The sequence below is a fragment of the Bradyrhizobium sp. LTSP849 genome (genome assembly GCF_000938255.1).
In the GTDB taxonomy this organism is placed as follows: domain Bacteria; phylum Pseudomonadota; class Alphaproteobacteria; order Rhizobiales; family Xanthobacteraceae; genus Bradyrhizobium.
The window spans coordinates 1-16,748 of record NZ_JYMR01000032.1; the positions used below are offsets into that span (position 1 = coordinate 1).

Annotated in this window: 18 protein-coding genes; 9 read left to right on the top strand and 9 right to left on the bottom strand. The window is 58.8% G+C overall.

The genetic code is table 11. From position 1 onward, the window contains the following. Window positions 1-81: 81 nt before the first annotated feature. The 3 genes from tnpA (UB31_RS21060) to tnpC (UB31_RS21070) all read left to right on the top strand — a co-directional run bounded on the left by tnpA (UB31_RS21060) (window position 82) and on the right by tnpC (UB31_RS21070) (window position 2,494). The gene (tnpA, locus tag UB31_RS21060) at window positions 82-540 is read left to right on the top strand and encodes an IS66-like element accessory protein TnpA (RefSeq protein WP_045005335.1); all 459 of its coding nucleotides are present in this window, start codon (window positions 82-84) and stop codon (window positions 538-540) included. Further along, entirely contained in the window at window positions 537-893 is a 357-nt protein-coding gene (gene tnpB / locus UB31_RS21065; RefSeq protein WP_045004130.1) for an IS66 family insertion sequence element accessory protein TnpB, read from the top strand. Before tnpA (UB31_RS21060) ends, tnpB (UB31_RS21065) begins: the two co-directional genes overlap by 4 nt. A gap of 122 nt (window positions 894-1,015) precedes the next feature. Further along, window positions 1,016-2,494 carry an IS66 family transposase gene (gene tnpC, locus UB31_RS21070; RefSeq protein WP_045010987.1) on the top strand — a complete coding sequence of 493 codons (1,479 nt, stop codon included), beginning with the start codon at window positions 1,016-1,018 and terminating at the stop codon, window positions 2,492-2,494. A gap of 215 nt (window positions 2,495-2,709) precedes the next feature. Here tnpC (UB31_RS21070) and UB31_RS21075 read toward each other — a convergent pair whose 3' ends face one another. Then, window positions 2,710-2,952 carry a hypothetical protein gene (locus UB31_RS21075; RefSeq protein WP_245306035.1) on the bottom strand — a complete coding sequence of 81 codons (243 nt, stop codon included), beginning with the start codon at window positions 2,950-2,952 and terminating at the stop codon, window positions 2,710-2,712. A 74-nt stretch (window positions 2,953-3,026) separates the two neighbouring features. Next, complete coding sequence (locus tag UB31_RS21080; RefSeq protein WP_045012266.1) at window positions 3,027-4,166, bottom strand: hypothetical protein; 1,140 nt, start codon at window positions 4,164-4,166, stop codon at window positions 3,027-3,029. A gap of 169 nt (window positions 4,167-4,335) precedes the next feature. Here UB31_RS21080 and UB31_RS21085 point away from each other — a divergent pair, with 169 nt between their 5' ends. Continuing rightward, entirely contained in the window at window positions 4,336-4,596 is a 261-nt protein-coding gene (locus tag UB31_RS21085; RefSeq protein ID WP_245306036.1) for a hypothetical protein, read from the top strand. A gap of 9 nt (window positions 4,597-4,605) precedes the next feature. On the opposite strand, the gene UB31_RS21090 is transcribed toward UB31_RS21085, so the two are convergent. After that, a complete protein-coding gene (locus UB31_RS21090; RefSeq protein ID WP_197090838.1) occupies window positions 4,606-4,851 on the bottom strand; it encodes a hypothetical protein in 246 nt (81 codons plus the stop codon). Between the two features lie 193 nt (window positions 4,852-5,044). Here UB31_RS21090 and UB31_RS21095 point away from each other — a divergent pair, with 193 nt between their 5' ends. Beyond that, a complete protein-coding gene (locus tag UB31_RS21095) occupies window positions 5,045-5,449 on the top strand; it encodes an Ig-like domain-containing protein (protein ID WP_245306037.1) in 405 nt (134 codons plus the stop codon). A gap of 181 nt (window positions 5,450-5,630) precedes the next feature. On the opposite strand, the gene UB31_RS40540 is transcribed toward UB31_RS21095, so the two are convergent. Further along, complete coding sequence (locus tag UB31_RS40540) at window positions 5,631-5,873, bottom strand: hypothetical protein (protein WP_082078579.1); 243 nt, start codon at window positions 5,871-5,873, stop codon at window positions 5,631-5,633. A 597-nt stretch (window positions 5,874-6,470) separates the two neighbouring features. Here UB31_RS40540 and UB31_RS21105 point away from each other — a divergent pair. Then, window positions 6,471-6,680, top strand: coding sequence for an SGNH/GDSL hydrolase family protein (locus UB31_RS21105; protein ID WP_045012268.1), 210 nt, complete (start codon window positions 6,471-6,473; stop codon window positions 6,678-6,680). Between the two features lie 592 nt (window positions 6,681-7,272). After that, on the top strand, window positions 7,273-8,595 hold the full coding sequence (locus tag UB31_RS21110; RefSeq protein ID WP_045012269.1) for a UDP-glucose dehydrogenase family protein: 1,323 nt from the start codon (window positions 7,273-7,275) through the stop codon (window positions 8,593-8,595). 89 nt (window positions 8,596-8,684) lie between these two features. Here the strand turns inward: UB31_RS21110 and UB31_RS21115 are convergent, their stop codons facing one another. Next, window positions 8,685-11,078 (bottom strand): tetratricopeptide repeat protein, encoded by a 2,394-nt coding sequence (locus tag UB31_RS21115; protein ID WP_045012270.1) that lies wholly within the window; start codon window positions 11,076-11,078, stop codon window positions 8,685-8,687. Between the two features lie 134 nt (window positions 11,079-11,212). On the opposite strand from UB31_RS21115, the gene xrtD reads away from it, so the two are divergent. Together xrtD and UB31_RS41545 are read left to right on the top strand one after the other, a co-directional pair. Continuing rightward, window positions 11,213-12,796, top strand: coding sequence for a VPLPA-CTERM-specific exosortase XrtD (gene xrtD, locus UB31_RS21120; protein WP_045012271.1), 1,584 nt, complete (start codon window positions 11,213-11,215; stop codon window positions 12,794-12,796). A 137-nt stretch (window positions 12,797-12,933) separates the two neighbouring features. After that, entirely contained in the window at window positions 12,934-13,371 is a 438-nt protein-coding gene (locus UB31_RS41545; RefSeq protein WP_156175476.1) for a hypothetical protein, read from the top strand. A gap of 480 nt (window positions 13,372-13,851) precedes the next feature. Here the strand turns inward: UB31_RS41545 and UB31_RS21125 are convergent, their stop codons facing one another. The 4 genes from UB31_RS21125 to tnpA (UB31_RS21140) form a co-directional block, all read right to left on the bottom strand. Then, on the bottom strand, window positions 13,852-14,118 hold the full coding sequence (locus UB31_RS21125; protein WP_050044808.1) for a DNA-methyltransferase: 267 nt from the start codon (window positions 14,116-14,118) through the stop codon (window positions 13,852-13,854). 136 nt (window positions 14,119-14,254) lie between these two features. Further along, window positions 14,255-15,733: an IS66 family transposase gene (gene tnpC / locus UB31_RS21130; RefSeq protein ID WP_045010987.1), complete on the bottom strand. Its 1,479-nt coding sequence runs from the start codon at window positions 15,731-15,733 to the stop codon at window positions 14,255-14,257. Window positions 15,734-15,855: 122 nt separating this feature from the next. Next, complete coding sequence (tnpB, locus tag UB31_RS21135) at window positions 15,856-16,212, bottom strand: IS66 family insertion sequence element accessory protein TnpB (protein ID WP_045004130.1); 357 nt, start codon at window positions 16,210-16,212, stop codon at window positions 15,856-15,858. Further along, on the bottom strand, window positions 16,209-16,667 hold the full coding sequence (gene tnpA, locus UB31_RS21140; protein WP_045005335.1) for an IS66-like element accessory protein TnpA: 459 nt from the start codon (window positions 16,665-16,667) through the stop codon (window positions 16,209-16,211). The genes tnpB (UB31_RS21135) and tnpA (UB31_RS21140) overlap by 4 nt, the downstream gene beginning before the upstream one ends. Between the last annotated feature and the right edge of the window lie 81 nt (window positions 16,668-16,748).

The window sequence follows — 16,748 nt, forward strand, 5'->3', positions numbered from 1 at the left end:
GTAAGCGCTGTTCAGCGGCCACCTACCGGATGATGGGGTGATCTGCGAGTCTGCGGTTCGATTTGGACCGTTAGGCTTAGAATGGACACAGTGCATACTGCTATCACGGAGCCGGTACGGCGGCTTGAGGTCTTCACCGGCGCCGGCCGTCGGCGGAAGTGGAGCGACGAGGACAAGGCGCGGATCGTCGCGGAGATTGTGGCGAGCGGCGACTCGGTCTGTTCGGTAGCCCGACGGCATGGATTGTCACCGCAGCAGTTGTTTGGCTGGCGACGTCAGTTGCGAGAGGCAGCAGGCGGTCATTCCGAAATAGAAGAAGTGCAGTTTGTGCCGGCGGTGGTGGATGTCGCAGTGCCGGCGCCTGCTCTTGGCCGGGAGCGCAAAGTGGCGCGCTGCAAACCCAAACCGGATGTCCGAACTTGCCGTTGCGATGCCGGGATCATCGAGATCGAAGTCGACGGCATCACGATCCGGGCCGGTCGTGGTGCGGACACGGCAATGATTGCGTCGATCGTCCAGGCGCTGAAGGCGAGCCGGTGATCGGTCCGTCGGGTGCGGTCCGGGTGATGGTGGCGACCAAACCGGTGGACTTCCGCAAGGGGATGGAAGGGCTTGCGACCCTGGTGCGCGAGAGCATGGGGGCTGACCCATTCTCGGGAGCTGTCTATGTGTTCCGTGCCAAGCGGGCGGATCGGATCAAGCTGGTGTTCTGGGACGGAACGGGTCTGTGCCTGTTCGCCAAACGGCTTGAGGATGGGATCTTCCGCTGGCCGAAGATCGAGGACGGCGTGATGCGTCTGTCGGCGGCGCAATTGTCGGCGCTGTTGGAAGGGCTCGACTGGCGGCGTGTCCACGAGGTACGGGAGACGCCAGCGCCAACGCAAGCCGGATAGTTGTTGGCAGCGCTGCGGCGAAGTGAATCAGGGGCATCGAGCGCGTCGCCAGATGGCGGCGAATATGCTCTGAATTGCGTGTGAGCGACGCCCTGCCTGACGATCCCGAGACGCTGAAAGCGATGCTGCTTGCCGAGCGGTGCGAGAGCGAACGGCTGCGTCAGATCATCAAGGAATTGCAGCGGCATCGGTTCGGCCGGCGGGCAGAGACCTTGCCTGAAGATCAGATGCTGCTGGGCCTGGAAGATGTCGAGCAGGTCGCAGCGTACAGCGAGACGGCGCAGGACGTCAGCGCACCTGAAAGCCGTGAGGCTCGGGCTCGCAAGCGCCGGATCAACCGTGGCGCCTTGCCAGCGCACTTGCGGCGGATCGAGGTCGTCGTCGATATCGACAATAAGATCTGCTCCTGTTGCCAGGGCGAGTTGCACCGGATCGGCGAGGATAGAAGTGAGCGGCTGGACCTGGTCCCGGCGCAGTTCCGGATCCTCGTCACCCGGCGTCCCAAATACGCCTGCCGGGCTTGCGAGGACGGTGTCATGCAGGCGCCGGCCCCGGCCCGGCTGATCGAGGGTGGTCTGCCGACCGAGGCCACCGTCGCCCAGGTCCTGGTCTCCAAATATGCCGATCACCTGCCACTCTACCGGCAGGCGCAGATTTACGCCCGCCAGGGCATTGAGCTTGATCGTTCGACGCTGGCGGACTGGGTGGGACAGGCAGCCTTCCATCTGCGCCCGTTGCATGAGCGGCTCCTTGGCAAGCTCAGGCAGCGGCCAAAGCTGTTCGCCGACGAGACGACGATGCCGGTGCTCGATCCCGGCCGCGGGCGCACCAAGACCGGTCAGCTCTGGGCCTATGCGGCGGACGACCGGCCATGGGGCGGTGCCGATCCGCCGGGCGTCGCCTATGTCTATGCGCCCGACCGCAAGGCCGACCGACCGATCGCTCATCTGGCAGGCTTCAAGGGGATCCTGCAGGTCGACGGCTATGCCGGCTATGGCAGGCTCGCCGAGCGTGGCAACGTTCAGCTTGCATTCTGCTGGTCGCACATGCGGCGTAACTTCTACGAACTTGCCACCCCCGGTCCTGCGCCTATTGCGAGCGAGGCGCTCAAGCATATCGCCGAGTTCTATGCCATCGAGAAGGACATCCGCGGCCGCAGCGCCGAGGAACGTCGTCTCGTTCGACAACAGAAAAGCCGGCCGCTGGCGGAAGCCTTCGAGCTGTGGCTCCGCGCAAAGCTCGCGTTGATCAGCCAAAAGGGCAAGCTGGCAGACGCCATCCGTTATGCGCTCTCACGCTGGGATGGCCTGACGCGCTTCATCGATGATGGCCGTATCGAGCTCGACAATAACGCCGTCGAGCGCTCGATCCGTCCGATCACGTTGAACCGTAAAAATGCGCTGTTCGCAGGCTCCGACGGCGGTGCCGAGCACTGGGCCACCATCGCCTCCCTGGTCGAAACCTGTAAGCTGAACGACCTCGATCCGCTTGCCTACCTGACCGACGTCCTCACCAGGATCGTCAATGGTCATCCGAATAGCGAGATCGATCAGTTGCTTCCGTGGGCCTATTGCCGTCACGACCTCAGAGCTGTGGCCTGAAAACAGCGCTTACGTAGCAGGCGAGGTACGCTCCGTGCTTGCTGAACGAGCGGTCGCGATTGGGTTTCTGGGAGCCATGATGGCGGCGATGCTCGGTTGGCTCTATGCTCTGGCGGTCGCCGCGTTCAACGCCGTCGCTTGGTTGATCTCGTAGCCGCGCGATCCCCTTACGATGCGGGATTCCGCGCCTCGAAGGCCAAGCCAGCACCGCATGGTCAGCGTGGCGGATTGGTCAACGTGCTATTGCTGTTGAGATTGGGATTCGCCGAGACCGCCGGCGGCACGCCCTGGCCGATCGGGTTTTGGAATGGGCTGTTGCTCGGCTGGGTTGCAACAGGCCTGCGCGGGGTTTGGGCTTGGCTCTTCTGTCCCTGTTGCTGCGTTCCCTGAGCGACCGCCGCCAATGGTGAGGCGGTGAGCGCTGCCGTGACGAGGATTCCGAGCAGGAACGTGCGCATTGTTGCCTCCATCGATCCGGTTAATCGACAACCGGTAACTGTTAGCTAAGCGTGCCATTGCGAATTGGAAGGCATCAGAGCTTCTTGCAATCGTTGTAGAGAACGCCCGTCGTCAGGACGATCCGCTCGATGCAATGCCGGGGATCGGTAATTTCTCCTGGAATCGTGAAGTCGTAAGCCTGCCCCTTGAGGATTAGGGCGTAGCGCCCTGGTGCCAATTCCAGCGCCGGATCGTCGCTATGCAGCTCGTACATCTCGGGCGCATCCGGGAGAGGCGACGAACGGAACGGGAACGATACATTTCTGATCACCCAGGTCGCCTCACCGTCGTCAGGCCTCTTGCCAGCGGCTTCGGCGGAAAATTCTCGGGCGACCCTGGCTAGGATGCGAACCTCGGCGCGGTCGGCTGCATTGGCCGCGGAGTCGCGGCGGAATACGACGAATTTCGGGTGTCCGTTCGGCAGCAGGGTCGGGCTCGGCGCCTTGAGCGCCGCCGACACCGCAACGCGGGCGTCGGGTGGCTTGCCGGGGAGAAGCGGCAGCTCTACCAGACGATCAGCGGCGAGCGCATAAATTCCGTAATCTGTCGGTCGTAGCGGGTTGGGCTTTGGCGGAGCCGGCTTCGGTACAGGAGCATTTGCGGCCTCGGCCCGTGGCGGCGCAGTTGCCTTGTCCTGGTGGGATAGACCCCGGGCCAGGTCTTGTGCGAGATGCGACAGGCGCTCCCGATACTGGAAGATGAGCAGAATGCCGCCGAGAATGAGAAGCATTGCGGCAGTTCGTCGCATCATGGCGAGCTGAGACCTTCGGCCTAGGGCTGCTATCGATTTTGGTCCGATCTGCCAAGCCGGTCCGGCCGGCAGCGGCACGTGAGGGGGGGCAGCGTGCGGGAGATGATACAGTTGGGCCGGGACTTCACCAGGCTGCGGTTTGGACAGCGAGGGTGCGATTCTTGGCTGCTGCTGTGAAAACTGTTCAACGCCCCGGATTGCAGCCTCGAGCGCCTGCTGCGCGTGCTTGACGTCCTTGGCATCGGCGTGGGTGAATTGCTCTTGGAGTTTGTAGCGAGCAAGGTCATAGACAGCCTGACGCAAATGCTCAGGGCTTTGGTCTACCGTCTCGATCATGCGGGCGATGACGAGAGCGAACTGGACCTCAGTGGAAGCCTGCTCCGGCTGGTCGCGGTCGCTCGGTATCAGGTCGCCCGAACTCATCGCCAGGGTCGCGTTCTTGATGGCATGACAGTCACATTAAACGAATCCGGATGCGACGAATACGGCATTTTCGGCTGTATCGCCGTTACGCATCTTGACTACAATGGCTGAATGAGCGCGGATCGAGAGGTCCATCCGCCGGGAAGGCCCTCTCGCAGGGAAGATGACCATGATCGCAAATCTGAAATCGTTCTTTATGCTGCTGGCCGTGACGTGCCTTGCCGTCAGCGTCGTCCCGGGCCAGGGATCCGCGCTCACGGCGGACCTCGCCCGCAAGTGCAGCGCATTGACGGCCAAGCAGTTTCCTGCGCGAGAGCCGGGTAACCCAGCCGCCGGCAGCTCGAAAGGATCAGGGCGCGTTCAGCACGACTATTTTAACAAATGTGTCGCCAATAACGGCAACATGGATGTTGGCACGCAATCCAAGTGACTGCGAACTCTAGGATTGGTGCTGGGCGGATGATGCAGGCTTTTCCGGGACAGGAATATTGCCTTCCTTATCCATGCAGTCCCTGAAATAGGTCTGGCGATCGCCGCTCATCCGCACCGATCCAGGCCGTTGATACGGATAAGCGATATAGGAATAGCGCATGCACTTCCGGGCCACCTCGGGGCTTGGGCCGCCGGCAACTGCGCTCGGAACGAGCCCGCTGATCAGCATGATGAGATTGATTGCGATCTTCACGTCTGTCTCGCGTGGTCGGATGATAAAAGGCCCGAACGAGCCTGAGAAACCGAATATACGCGTTCGAGTTTCCGTCTTGCCAGTGTCACTGCCTGGATTTTAGCCTCACATTTACCAAGCCTGCCCCCTTGCAAGCGGGGCTTACCGAACGTTAGCCCAAGTCGGTGCATCATCCTCGGGAAGGATGTCACCAATGAAAATTTCTCCTGTTCCTGCTCTCGTTTTGCTGATGGCCGCTCTCTCGATCGGGCCTGCGACAGCAACCCTGAATTGCCTGCGGGATAATCAGCCTTATAAGCTTGCCGGCGACAGTATCGATTGGTCGATGACGATCAAACCGGGCGCCAACTGTATTCAGGGACTTCGCTGGTCGACAATGCAAATCTTCAGCGTGTCGATCGCCGAGCAGCCGAAGCGCGGCGAGCTGGTACTGGTCGGTCCGGGATTTCGGTATTTTGCCAAGTCGGACTTTAATGGCGACGACAGCTTTTCCCTTGTTGTCGTCGGGAAAAATCGTCACGACGCGGGACAATCCGTCATTCATATCAAGGTCAGCTCGTCAGGCGACGGTCTTGTTGCCAATCTGGAAGGCTATTGAGGCGAGTCGGGTTGGCTTTGGTTCAGCTCGTCGCCCCCGTTGATTCTGATGGCTTCCTCGATCGTGGAAGCCAGGTTCGCAGCACCAGAATCATCAGTTGACCTGTGCCTAGTCCAAATAGAGCGCCCGCGGCCTTTGCCAGAGCGTCGATCGCGCGTCCATGTCGATCCGGTGTCACCAGCTAAAGCGCCTCGAGACCGACGAGTGCGCTCCCAAGGACAATGGCGAGCGCTAGTCCGATCCGGCGCGAATAACCAAGCGCGAAGGTTGTTCCGAGCAGGGCAAACGCAGCGAAGTGCTCGAATTGGATGCCGGTCAGGACGGGACGCTGTTTGATAGGAGAGAGCGTCCCATAGGCGATATAGGCAAGGACGAGCCAACCCGCCAGCTTGCACAGTTTTTGACCACGAAACTCGAACAACATCTTTCCTCATCTGTGTGGCAAGTTGCTCTTCTCGACTGGGAGAGCCGACCCACGGCTGCTGCCGGTCGAGAACGACAGTGCCGCTATGAGTGAGAAAGCGCGCAGGCTGAGGGGCAAGGAACGGGCCAGCCGCGACAGAGTTGTGCAGTTGCGTATGCAATGCGGTGGCGGGAATGCGCCGTTGGACTGAGGAAGAAATATCACGGCTGAAGGTGCTTGCCCGGAAACGGCGTGCGTCACAGATCGCAATTGAACTCGGGCGATCGACCGGTGAGGTTCACCGCAAGGCTCGCGAGTTGGGTCTCTCTCTCCGCCTCCAACCTCAGGCCAGACCTCCAGAGCCTTGAAGCGCAAGGTCGCATCGTTCGCGCGGTTTAGCCCTTTCAAGCGGAAAAGCCCTGCGCTACCGTGAGAATTATTTGTGCTCAATCCCATCGAATGAAACAAGGCGTTCGACAATTCTCATCGCGCTCGCCGCCTCGCTTTCGGGGCGATTTGCCAGGAGAGGTTCTACCTCGTGCGGTCGTTGCAGATGGCCGCAGGAGGAATCATAGGCGAACCGCCATACTTGCCGTCGGAGCACAACGCGCATTTGTGATGGTGGGATTTAACGACTTTGCCCTCAACGAGCCCGTTGCCGTCACTTTTGAGAACTATCGAAAGATCATCGACCGGCTCGCCGAGCAGAAGGTCAACGTCTACATCCAGTCCACCCTGGAAGCTCGAGAGCAGTGTGCGGAGGGATACTTGACGACATTCGCGTCCTCAACAAGCTTCTCCGCGCCCATGCTGACGAGAATGGCCTGACGTTCATCGACTTGAACAAATCCCTCTCAACGCCAGAGGCCGGCCTCATCAAGCAATGCACCTTTGATGGGATTCACCTGCTCGGGCCCGGATATATGCAGTGGAGAAGGTGCATCGAGCAGTACATTCATTAGGTTTGCGCGCGATGTTTCCCGCAGCGGTCAACTGAGGTCGGAGTAGCTCTCTCTAAGCGCAAGTCCGCAAGCCTCTCCGTCAAAAACACGACGTGGCCGGAACTCAGCCACCACGTGTCTCGCCACCTGTCCAAAAGCTTTTATACGACGCGATGAAGTGCTCGATGATGATCGTTCGCTGATATCAAAAGTCCTCTTCTGGTTTATGCGTCAAATCGAGCTGCCGTGTATGGAACATTTTGACGGATGCGTGAGCGGATCGCTCTCGTCACTGGCTAGGATGACTATGCAAATTGCTCGTCGCGTGTGCCAGAAGTGTCCGCAATCCTTGTCACGCGTAGCGGCTAAGGTTTATTCGGCTAGCGAAGCAACTTGCCCTAATGTTGGGCGTGCGGTCGAATAGAGAAATGGTCTAGGGTGTTCAATGGAGTATCCGTCTTTAACCGAAAGAGTTTTTCATGCGAATCGCGATGATCGGCACGGGCTACGTGGGACTGGTGTCCGGGGCCTGTTTTGCGGATTTCGGTCACGACGTCACCTGCGTCGACAAGGACGAGAAGAAGATCGCTAGCCTCCATCGCGGCGAGATCCCGATCTACGAGCCGGGGCTCGACGAGCTGGTTGCGACCAACGTCAAGGCCAAGCGGCTCGATTTCACCACTGACCTGTCCAAGCCGGTCGCGGACGCCGATGCCGTGTTCATCGCGGTCGGCACGCCGTCGCGGCGCGGCGATGGTCACGCCGATCTCTCCTATGTCTACGCCGCCGCGCGCGAGATCGCGCAGTCGCTCTCGGGCTTCACCGTGGTGGTGACGAAGTCGACCGTGCCGGTCGGTACCGGCGACGAGGTCGAGCGCATCATCCGTGAGGCTAACCCCAAGGCCGACGTCGTCGTCGCTTCGAACCCCGAGTTCCTGCGCGAGGGGGCGGCGATCCGCGATTTCAAGTTCCCCGATCGTGTCGTGGTCGGCACCTCCGACGAGCGCGGCCGCAAGGTGATGGGCGACGTCTATCGTCCGCTCTCGCTGAATCAGGCGCCGCTGATGTTCACGGAACGCCGCACAGCCGAGATGATCAAATACGCCGCGAACGCGTTCCTCGCGACAAAGATCACCTTCATCAACGAGATTGCTGACCTTTCCGAAAAGGTCGGCGCCAACGTGCAGGAGGTCGCGCGCGGCATTGGCCTGGACAACCGCATCGGCACCAAGTTTTTGCATGCGGGTCCCGGCTTCGGCGGCTCCTGCTTCCCGAAGGACACCAAGGCGCTGATCAAGATCGCGCAGGACTATGACGTGAGCCTGCGCATCGTCGAATCCGTGCTGGCGGTCAACGAGAACCGCAAGCGCGCGATGGCGCGAAAAGTGAGCCAGGCGCTCGGTGGCTCGCTGCGTGGCAAGACCATCGCCGTGCTCGGCCTCACCTTCAAGCCCGACACCGACGACATGCGCGATGCGCCGTCGATCCCGCTGGTCACCGGCCTGCTCGACATGGGCGCCAAGGTGAAGGCCTTCGATCCCGTCGGCATGGAGCAGGCGAAGAGTGAGCTGCCCAGCATCACCTATTGCGAGGACGCCTATTCCTGTGCTGAAGGCGCCGACGCGCTCGTCATCGTCACCGAATGGACGCAGTTCCGCGGTCTCGATCTCGACCGGTTGAAGGCGACCATGGCACAGCCGATCGTCGTGGATCTCCGCAACATCTACCGCCCCAAAGAGATGGCCGCAGCTGGCTTCCAATACGAGAGTGTTGGACGTTCGAATGAGGCGCTAGGCAGGTAGCATTTTCTCGCATCTTTCGCCAAAGTGGTTTTAACAAATGGCAAACCCTCTAATGCCAGTTTACCACTCAGTTCGGAAGCTTTCGCGGGCTAATCGGCTAGAATCTTCTCCGCTTCAATCCGGCCCGCATAAACATCATTGAGAGTATCTTTGATGATCCCTCTACCCTTGGCCCGTTCACCTGTCGCAATTAAAATGGCCCCCAGATGGAAGCGCATTTGCGGCGTCAATAGTCGATCAGGGTTAGCCAAGTTCATTAGTTCTCGTGCTTTATCAAATTCACCTAGGCGATAGGCCGACCAAGCCAACGTATCGAGAATCGCTTGGTTTTTGAAAGTCGCGTTTACCTGCAGGATATCGCGAGCTTGGCGCAGAGCGTTCTTATCCACAGGCTTCTGATCGGCAAGTAGATTTGCAAGTTCGTTGGCGCCAATGATTGACTCAGGGTTGGAGCTAAGCACATCGCGATAGCTCGCGATCATGCCATCGATTTGCCCGTTGGATTTCTGAACGTCCGCGCGCCCAAGAAGCAATGGCTCCTTCGGCGCTCCGGCCTCTATCCCGCGATCCAATGACGTCAGAGCCTGCTCAATTTGCTTCCTTTGCGCGTAACGCGCGGCTTGTTGAAGATACGGCGCAGCGTCTTTTGGTGTGGCGCGCATAGCTGACTCAAGCAGGGCGTTCGCTTTATTCGCCTGGTCAATGCTGTCATAAAGGCTGGCGAGGGTCATATCGTAAGCCGCAACGTCGGTCGGCGAAATATTGGAGCCAATCCGTTCAAGCCGGGTTATCGCCTCGCCTGCTTGTCCAGCCGCGATTGAAGCGCGGGCAAAAGCTTGAGCGCCTGGTACGTCAAAGCGGTCGTCGACTTTTTGGATCAAGAGCCGGCGATAAAGATCAACCGCATCAGGATACTGTCCCTGTGCCTCTCTGATTTCGCCGTCAAGTCTGATGACCTGCTGCCCGGCCTCGGGCAACTTGCTGAGCTGGGTAAGAGCTGAATACGCAGTAGAGAAATCTTTGCTTCGAAGCGCAAGCCGAATTTGCAACACTCGCCCATCGATCGAATCGGGATTACGCCCCAGGAAATCATCGACGGTACGCCGTGCTTCTCGAAGGCCCCCTAGACCGATTTGGATATCCACAATGCGCAGGATTGGCGTGAGATCCGATGGCCTCAGGCTCGTGACGCGCCTAAGAGCGGCAACAGCCTCCTTGGCCTGATCATTTTGAAGATAGGCGTCTGCCAACAGCGAGAACAGTTCTGCATTTGCAGGCTGACGTCGAGCTATCGACAAGAACGTATCGACTGCACCTGAAGGGCTTCGCTCCTTCAGCAATAGCTGCCCGCGAACGGCAAGCGCCTCATCGTCAGCTGGCTTACTCTTTGTCGCGGCTTCCAGCATGCTCTTGGCAGATCCAAGATCATTGTGCGCGATCAAGAGTCTTGAAAGCGCCAACTGGGCTGAACTGCGCGATGCCTCCGAGTGGGTTCGCGCTGTTGCGTCATTCAGAATTTTTGCAGCGGCGACAAACTGATTGTCTCGTGCGTAGACATCCGACAATACGACGTCATAGACAGTGGTCTCTGGCGCAGCCGCGATCGCTGAAGTGAGCTCACGAATAACAGCATTCTTGTCGCGGTGGCGGGTAAGATAAGAAACGAGCTGCATTCGCATGTTGATGTCGCCGGGAGCTATGGCAACCCCATCCCGCAGAACCTGCTCACCTTGCTCAACTCTCGAGTTCCTCGAAAATAGCTCGGCAAGGGCGACCCGATATTCAACCTCAGAGGGATCGTTTGAAATCAGCGCTCTATAAATTTCAAGCGCGCTATCCAAGTGTCCTTGTTGAGCTGATGCTTCGGCCTTCAGTTGCAAAAGCCTCCCGTCCGAAGCATCGGTTGCCAGACCAGCATTGATTCTGATTAGCGCATTGGCTGGGTCCCTTCTCTGAAGCGCCTCTTCGGCTAAAACTGCATTTGCGACGACATCTCCCGTATTCTCGGCCAATATAGCTTCTGCGTCAGCGCGCGCATTACGGCCATCTCCCAATCGCTGCCTTAGAAGGGCCCGATAGCCCTTCATCGCTCGGTCATTGGGCAGATCTGCGAGGCATTTGGCGATCCACTGCTCCGCGAGATTGTACGCACGAGCTCGGATCAATAATTTTGCCGCCGCCGCTCGCGCTTTTTCGGAGCGCGGCGCGGTTGCGTCCGCAGTCACGAATTCGTTTAGAGCCCTGTCCAAATCGCCGAGTTTTTCCGCAATCTGCCCAGCGAGAAAGTGCGCCTGACTGGCTTTAAAGTCGGCCTTGATGGATGCCTCAACCTCGGCGCGCGCCGCCTGAAATTGGCCCGCACTGTACAGTTCTTGAGCCTTGATTAGAGAAGACGAAGCAGTCTCACTGCTCTGTTCTTGCTTCCCGCAAGCCGTGAGTAGCAAAAGAACCGCGCATACTAAAAGCTTCAGCGAAATTTTCATGGAATTGACGGCGCCTGAAAGTTATTGATCAAAATGGTTGCAGCTGCCGCACCTGCTACACCTTCGCACTGCAGGCCTCGCATTTCTGCCCATCATCAAATAGGATCTACCCCGAACGATTTGCTGAGGCGACTATGGAAGCAGTCAATTTTCGGCGGACCGAAGGCAGGACCTTTGGGGGAGCGTTTGCGCTCGCCATTTGCATTGGTTCGATTGCCGGCGGTTGGCGCTCGCTGCTTCCGCTTTTTTCGGCCTGGAACCAACAGGAATATAGTCACGCCTGGTTTATTGTCCCGTTAGCTGTGCTCATTTTCGCACAACGCCTCCGCACGGCCAAGATTGGTGGAAATTATGCAATTGGCGTTCCAGTTGTGGCATTGGCAGTTGCCATCATGTTGTTCGCATGGACGACCGGCAGCTACACACTGACCATCTACGGTACCATATTGGGCTTAGCTGGGTTTGCATGGGCATCGTTCGGGTCAAACTCCATGAGGGTCTTGGCCGCACCTTTGGTGTACCTCCTTTTCGTGGTCCCACCTCCGCTGACCATCTATATGTCGCTTTCGGCAGAGATGCAGTTATTATCTTCCAAGCTTGGGACGATTTTTATTTCATTGTTTCAGGTGCCGGCATTGCTCGACGGCAATGTGATCGTCCTCGCCACCGGAAACCTCGAGGTTGCGGAGGCTTGCAATGGTCTGCGTTATCTCTTCCCGCTGATGGGTTTCGCATATCTCGTTTCAATGTTGATGGAGGACCGGCTCTGGAAGAAAGTTTTGGTTCTTCTGTCCTGCTTTCCGATCGCTATTTTCATGAATGCTGGCCGGATTGCGATGATCGCTGTGCTGCTTGGCTATTTCGACATTGATACATCGGTCGGCGTGATGCATACCGTCGCAGGTTTCGCGGTCTTTTCGCTATGCATAGGCGTATTGTTTCTCGAGGTTTGGTGTCTGCTCAGTATTGGAAACCCGCCCGGTCGCTTCCTTGTCTCCGATCTCATGATCGTTGATAAATTCACACTGGATAGGTTGATCAACTGGCCGCTATCGCGATCATCGCTTTCTGCAGGTATCGTCTTGCTTGCTGGGGCGGGCCTTCTCGCAAGCCTACCCGCCGTGCGCGCCGAAATCATGCCCACGCGTCAGCCATTAGCGCTGTTCCCCATGGAGTACAAAATCTGGCGCGGTGTGCCGCACGTCCTTGATGGGGATCTGGCCGATTCGATGGGATTTACGGACTATCTCTTGGCAGACTACGTCGATCCGACCGTGGGTCTCTCGTTGAACTTTTACGTGGCCTACTACGCATCGCAGCATGCTGGTGCTCATCCGCACAGCCCTCAGTTTTGCATACCTGGCGGCGGATGGACCATTACCAGCCAATCGGTAGTCGAGTTGCCTTTCAATGATGGCGTATCAATCGACGTGAACCGCGCCATCATTGAAAAGCGAGATGTGAAGCAAGTCGTGTACTATTGGTTTGAGGAGCGAGGCCGCCATATCGCAAACGAAAATGCACTTCGATACTATGCGATTAGAGACGCCATTGTTGAGAACAGGTCAGACGGAGCCCTCATCCGCATTGTCGCGACGATTCACAATGGAGAGGATGCTAAGGCAGACGCAGTTGTGAAGAAATTCGTCGCTGATATTGGTCCTATGATCGAATCTTACGTTCCGAGTCGAATGTCGCGGGAAACCGGCATCCGCTAAGTTCGTAGCTGCCGAAATTGGAGCGCAGCGCTTCTATTGCGCATTGCAGAATTTTTCATTGCTTTTCTGATTGTTCGGAATTAACGTTGGTTAACGAAGTTTTTCAACGTTTGTGGTTTATTTGGAAGGGGCGCTAGATGAACAAGCTAGCTAAATATTTGGGCGTGGTTTCCCTTGTGTTTTCATTTATTGGCCCAGCGTCAGCCGCGTCGTTGCAAGAGTACCTTTTTACGTTCAGCTACAATACAAATGGGTCGTTTACTCTTTCTAACCTCTCCTATTCTTACTCTGGGGGCAGTAATACGCTCTCTGGCATTTACACGACTTCGGGCGGAGGGGTCATCGGAGCGGGCTCCGGCAGCATAAGTCAGCTTGTTTCTGTTGATACATCAAAAAGTTATGCTAGCAACTATTCTGTGTCCCATTTTACTGGTACAGCTTCAAGTTTTGGTCTGTCGGTTTCGGCGGTGCCACTTCCGGCTGGGCTTCCATTGTTTGCCTTGGCCATCTTTGCTCTAGGCTTGGTTGGCTATCGAACCGCACGTAAGCGTGCGATCGGTCTACAAGCAGTTTGATTTTATTCAAGAATTGGGAAGGTTGTCTCGGCTGCTTGGTTGGTTTGGCGCCTTGGCTACAGACTATCCTTCCCAACTGGCCTGCAATTCCACTAAAGGCCAAGTGATAGTTTTCTCTTTCTTCGGGCTCCGCAATCGTCCTCTTTTATATCTGAGCCCTCAACCCGAGCCTTATTGGGATACCAGCCTGCCGCCGCCTTTCAGAGTATGCGCTTGGGGCGGCGACGCAAAGCCTGACCTCGGTATTCTCTAAAACTGCTCTTGTGCTGACCCATGCTCAGGACGATGGCCGTTGGAAGCGAGACGGGTTCGATGCCGCGCGCGCGGGTCGGATCCATTTGGCAGGCGAGGGCATTGTGGATCGTGTGAAACTCCGTTGCACCTGGAATTCGGAGACAATACCGGCAACGTCAGTAGGGCGAACTGATGCCTCCATTGGGGCGTTCGGGGTGGGCACCGTCTTGGGGCTGAGTTGATCGTTCACGAGACGGCTCCCTCAAGCTGGAGCTCCAGGGCCGTTTGCGCCGACCAACGCTCGAGCGCCACATCGACGTATTTCGGATCGATCTCGATCCCGCGAAAACGTCGTCCGGCGCGCTCGGCAGCGAGCAGGGTGGTCCCGGAACCCAGGAAAAGATCCAGCACGAGGTCGCCATGTTTGGTGACGTCCTTGATGGCGTCCGCAACGAGCCCGACCGGCTTGACGGTTGGATGCAGCGCAAGATCCTCGCGCCGGCCGCCCCGCATGGAATTGGCCGAGGCGTAGTCCCAGTGCGGTTGCGGCCGTGCTTGCCGAGCTCGACCATGTTGAGATGAGAGGCTGACCCCACCCGGTAGACGAAGATCAGCTCATGCTTGGACCGATAGAGCGTAAGCGCTGTTTTCAGGCCACAGCTCTGAGGTCGTGACGGCAATAGGCCCACGGAAGCAACTGATCGATCTCGCTATTCGGATGACCATTGACGATCCTGGTGAGGACGTCGGTCAGGTAGGCAAGCGGATCGAGGTCGTTCAGCTTACAGGTTTCGACCAGGGAGGCGATGGTGGCCCAGTGCTCGGCACCGCCGTCGGAGCCTGCGAACAGCGCATTTTTACGGTTCAACGTGATCGGACGGATCGAGCGCTCGACGGCGTTATTGTCGAGCTCGATACGGCCATCATCGATGAAGCGCGTCAGGCCATCCCAGCGTGAGAGCGCATAACGGATGGCGTCTGCCAGCTTGCCCTTTTGGCTGATCAACGCGAGCTTTGCGCGGAGCCACAGCTCGAAGGCTTCCGCCAGCGGCCGGCTTTTCTGTTGTCGAACGAGACGACGTTCCTCGGCGCTGCGGCCGCGGATGTCCTTCTCGATGGCATAGAACTCGGCGATATGCTTGAGCGCCTCGCTCGCAATAGGCGCAGGACCGGGGGTGGCAAGTTCGTAGAAGTTACGCCGCATGTGCGACCAGCAGAATGCAAGCTGAACGTTGCCACGCTCGGCGAGCCTGCCATAGCCGGCATAGCCGTCGACCTGCAGGATCCCCTTGAAGCCTGCCAGATGAGCGATCGGTCGGTCGGCCTTGCGGTCGGGCGCATAGACATAGGCGACGCCCGGCGGATCGGCACCGCCCCATGGCCGGTCGTCCGCCGCATAGGCCCAGAGCTGACCGGTCTTGGTGCGCCCGCGGCCGGGATCGAGCACCGGCATCGTCGTCTCGTCGGCGAACAGCTTTGGCCGCTGCCTGAGCTTGCCAAGGAGCCGCTCATGCAACGGGCGCAGATGGAAGGCTGCCTGTCCCACCCAGTCCGCCAGCGTCGAACGATCAAGCTCAATGCCCTGGCGGGCGTAAATCTGCGCCTGCCGGTAGAGTGGCAGGTGATCGGCATATTTGGAGACCAGGACCTGGGCGACGGTGGCCTCGGTCGGCAGACCACCCTCGATCAGCCGGGCCGGGGCCGGCGCCTGCATGACACCGTCCTCGCAAGCCCGGCAGGCGTATTTGGGACGCCGGGTGACGAGGATCCGGAACTGCGCCGGGACCAGGTCCAGCCGCTCACTTCTATCCTCGCCGATCCGGTGCAACTCGCCCTGGCAACAGGAGCAGATCTTATTGTCGATATCGACGACGACCTCGATCCGCCGCAAGTGCGCTGGCAAGGCGCCACGGTTGATCCGGCGCTTGCGAGCCCGAGCCTCACGGCTTTCAGGTGCGCTGACGTCCTGCGCCGTCTCGCTGTACGCTGCGACCTGCTCGACATCTTCCAGGCCCAGCAGCATCTGATCTTCAGGCAAGGTCTCTGCCCGCCGGCCGAACCGATGCCGCTGCAATTCCTTGATGATCTGACGCAGCCGTTCGCTCTCGCACCGCTCGGCAAGCAGCATCGCTTTCAGCGTCTCGGGATCGTCAGGCAGGGCGTCGCTCACACGCAATTCAGAGCATATTCGCCGCCATCTGGCGACGCGCTCGATGCCCCTGATTCACTTCGCCGCAGCGCTGCCAACAACTATCCGGCTTGCGTTGGCGCTGGCGTCTCCCGTACCTCGTGGACACGCCGCCAGTCGAGCCCTTCCAACAGCGCCGACAATTGCGCCGCCGACAGACGCATCACGCCGTCCTCGATCTTCGGCCAGCGGAAGATCCCATCCTCAAGCCGTTTGGCGAACAGGCACAGACCCGTTCCGTCCCAGAACACCAGCTTGATCCGATCCGCCCGCTTGGCACGGAACACATAGACAGCTCCCGAGAATGGGTCAGCCCCCATGCTCTCGCGCACCAGGGTCGCAAGCCCTTCCATCCCCTTGCGGAAGTCCACCGGTTTGGTCGCCACCATCACCCGGACCGCACCCGACGGACCGATCACCGGCTCGCCTTCAGCGCCTGGACGATCGACGCAATCATTGCCGTGTCCGCACCACGACCGGCCCGGATCGTGATGCCGTCGACTTCGATCTCGATGATCCCGGCATCGCAACGGCAAGTTCGGACATCCGGTTTGGGTTTGCAGCGCGCCACTTTGCGCTCCCGGCCAAGAGCAGGCGCCGGCACTGCGACATCCACCACCGCCGGCACAAACTGCACTTCTTCTATTTCGGAATGACCGCCTGCTGCCTCTCGCAACTGACGTCGCCAGCCAAACAACTGCTGCGGTGACAATCCATGCCGTCGGGCTACCGAACAGACCGAGTCGCCGCTCGCCACAATCTCCGCGACGATCCGCGCCTTGTCCTCGTCGCTCCACTTCCGCCGACGGCCGGCGCCGGTGAAGACCTCAAGCCGCCGTACCGGCTCCGTGATAGCAGTATGCACTGTGTCCATTCTAAGCCTAACGGTCCAAATCGAACCGCAGACTCGCAGATCACCCCATCATCCGGTAGGTGGCCGCTGAACAGCGCTTAC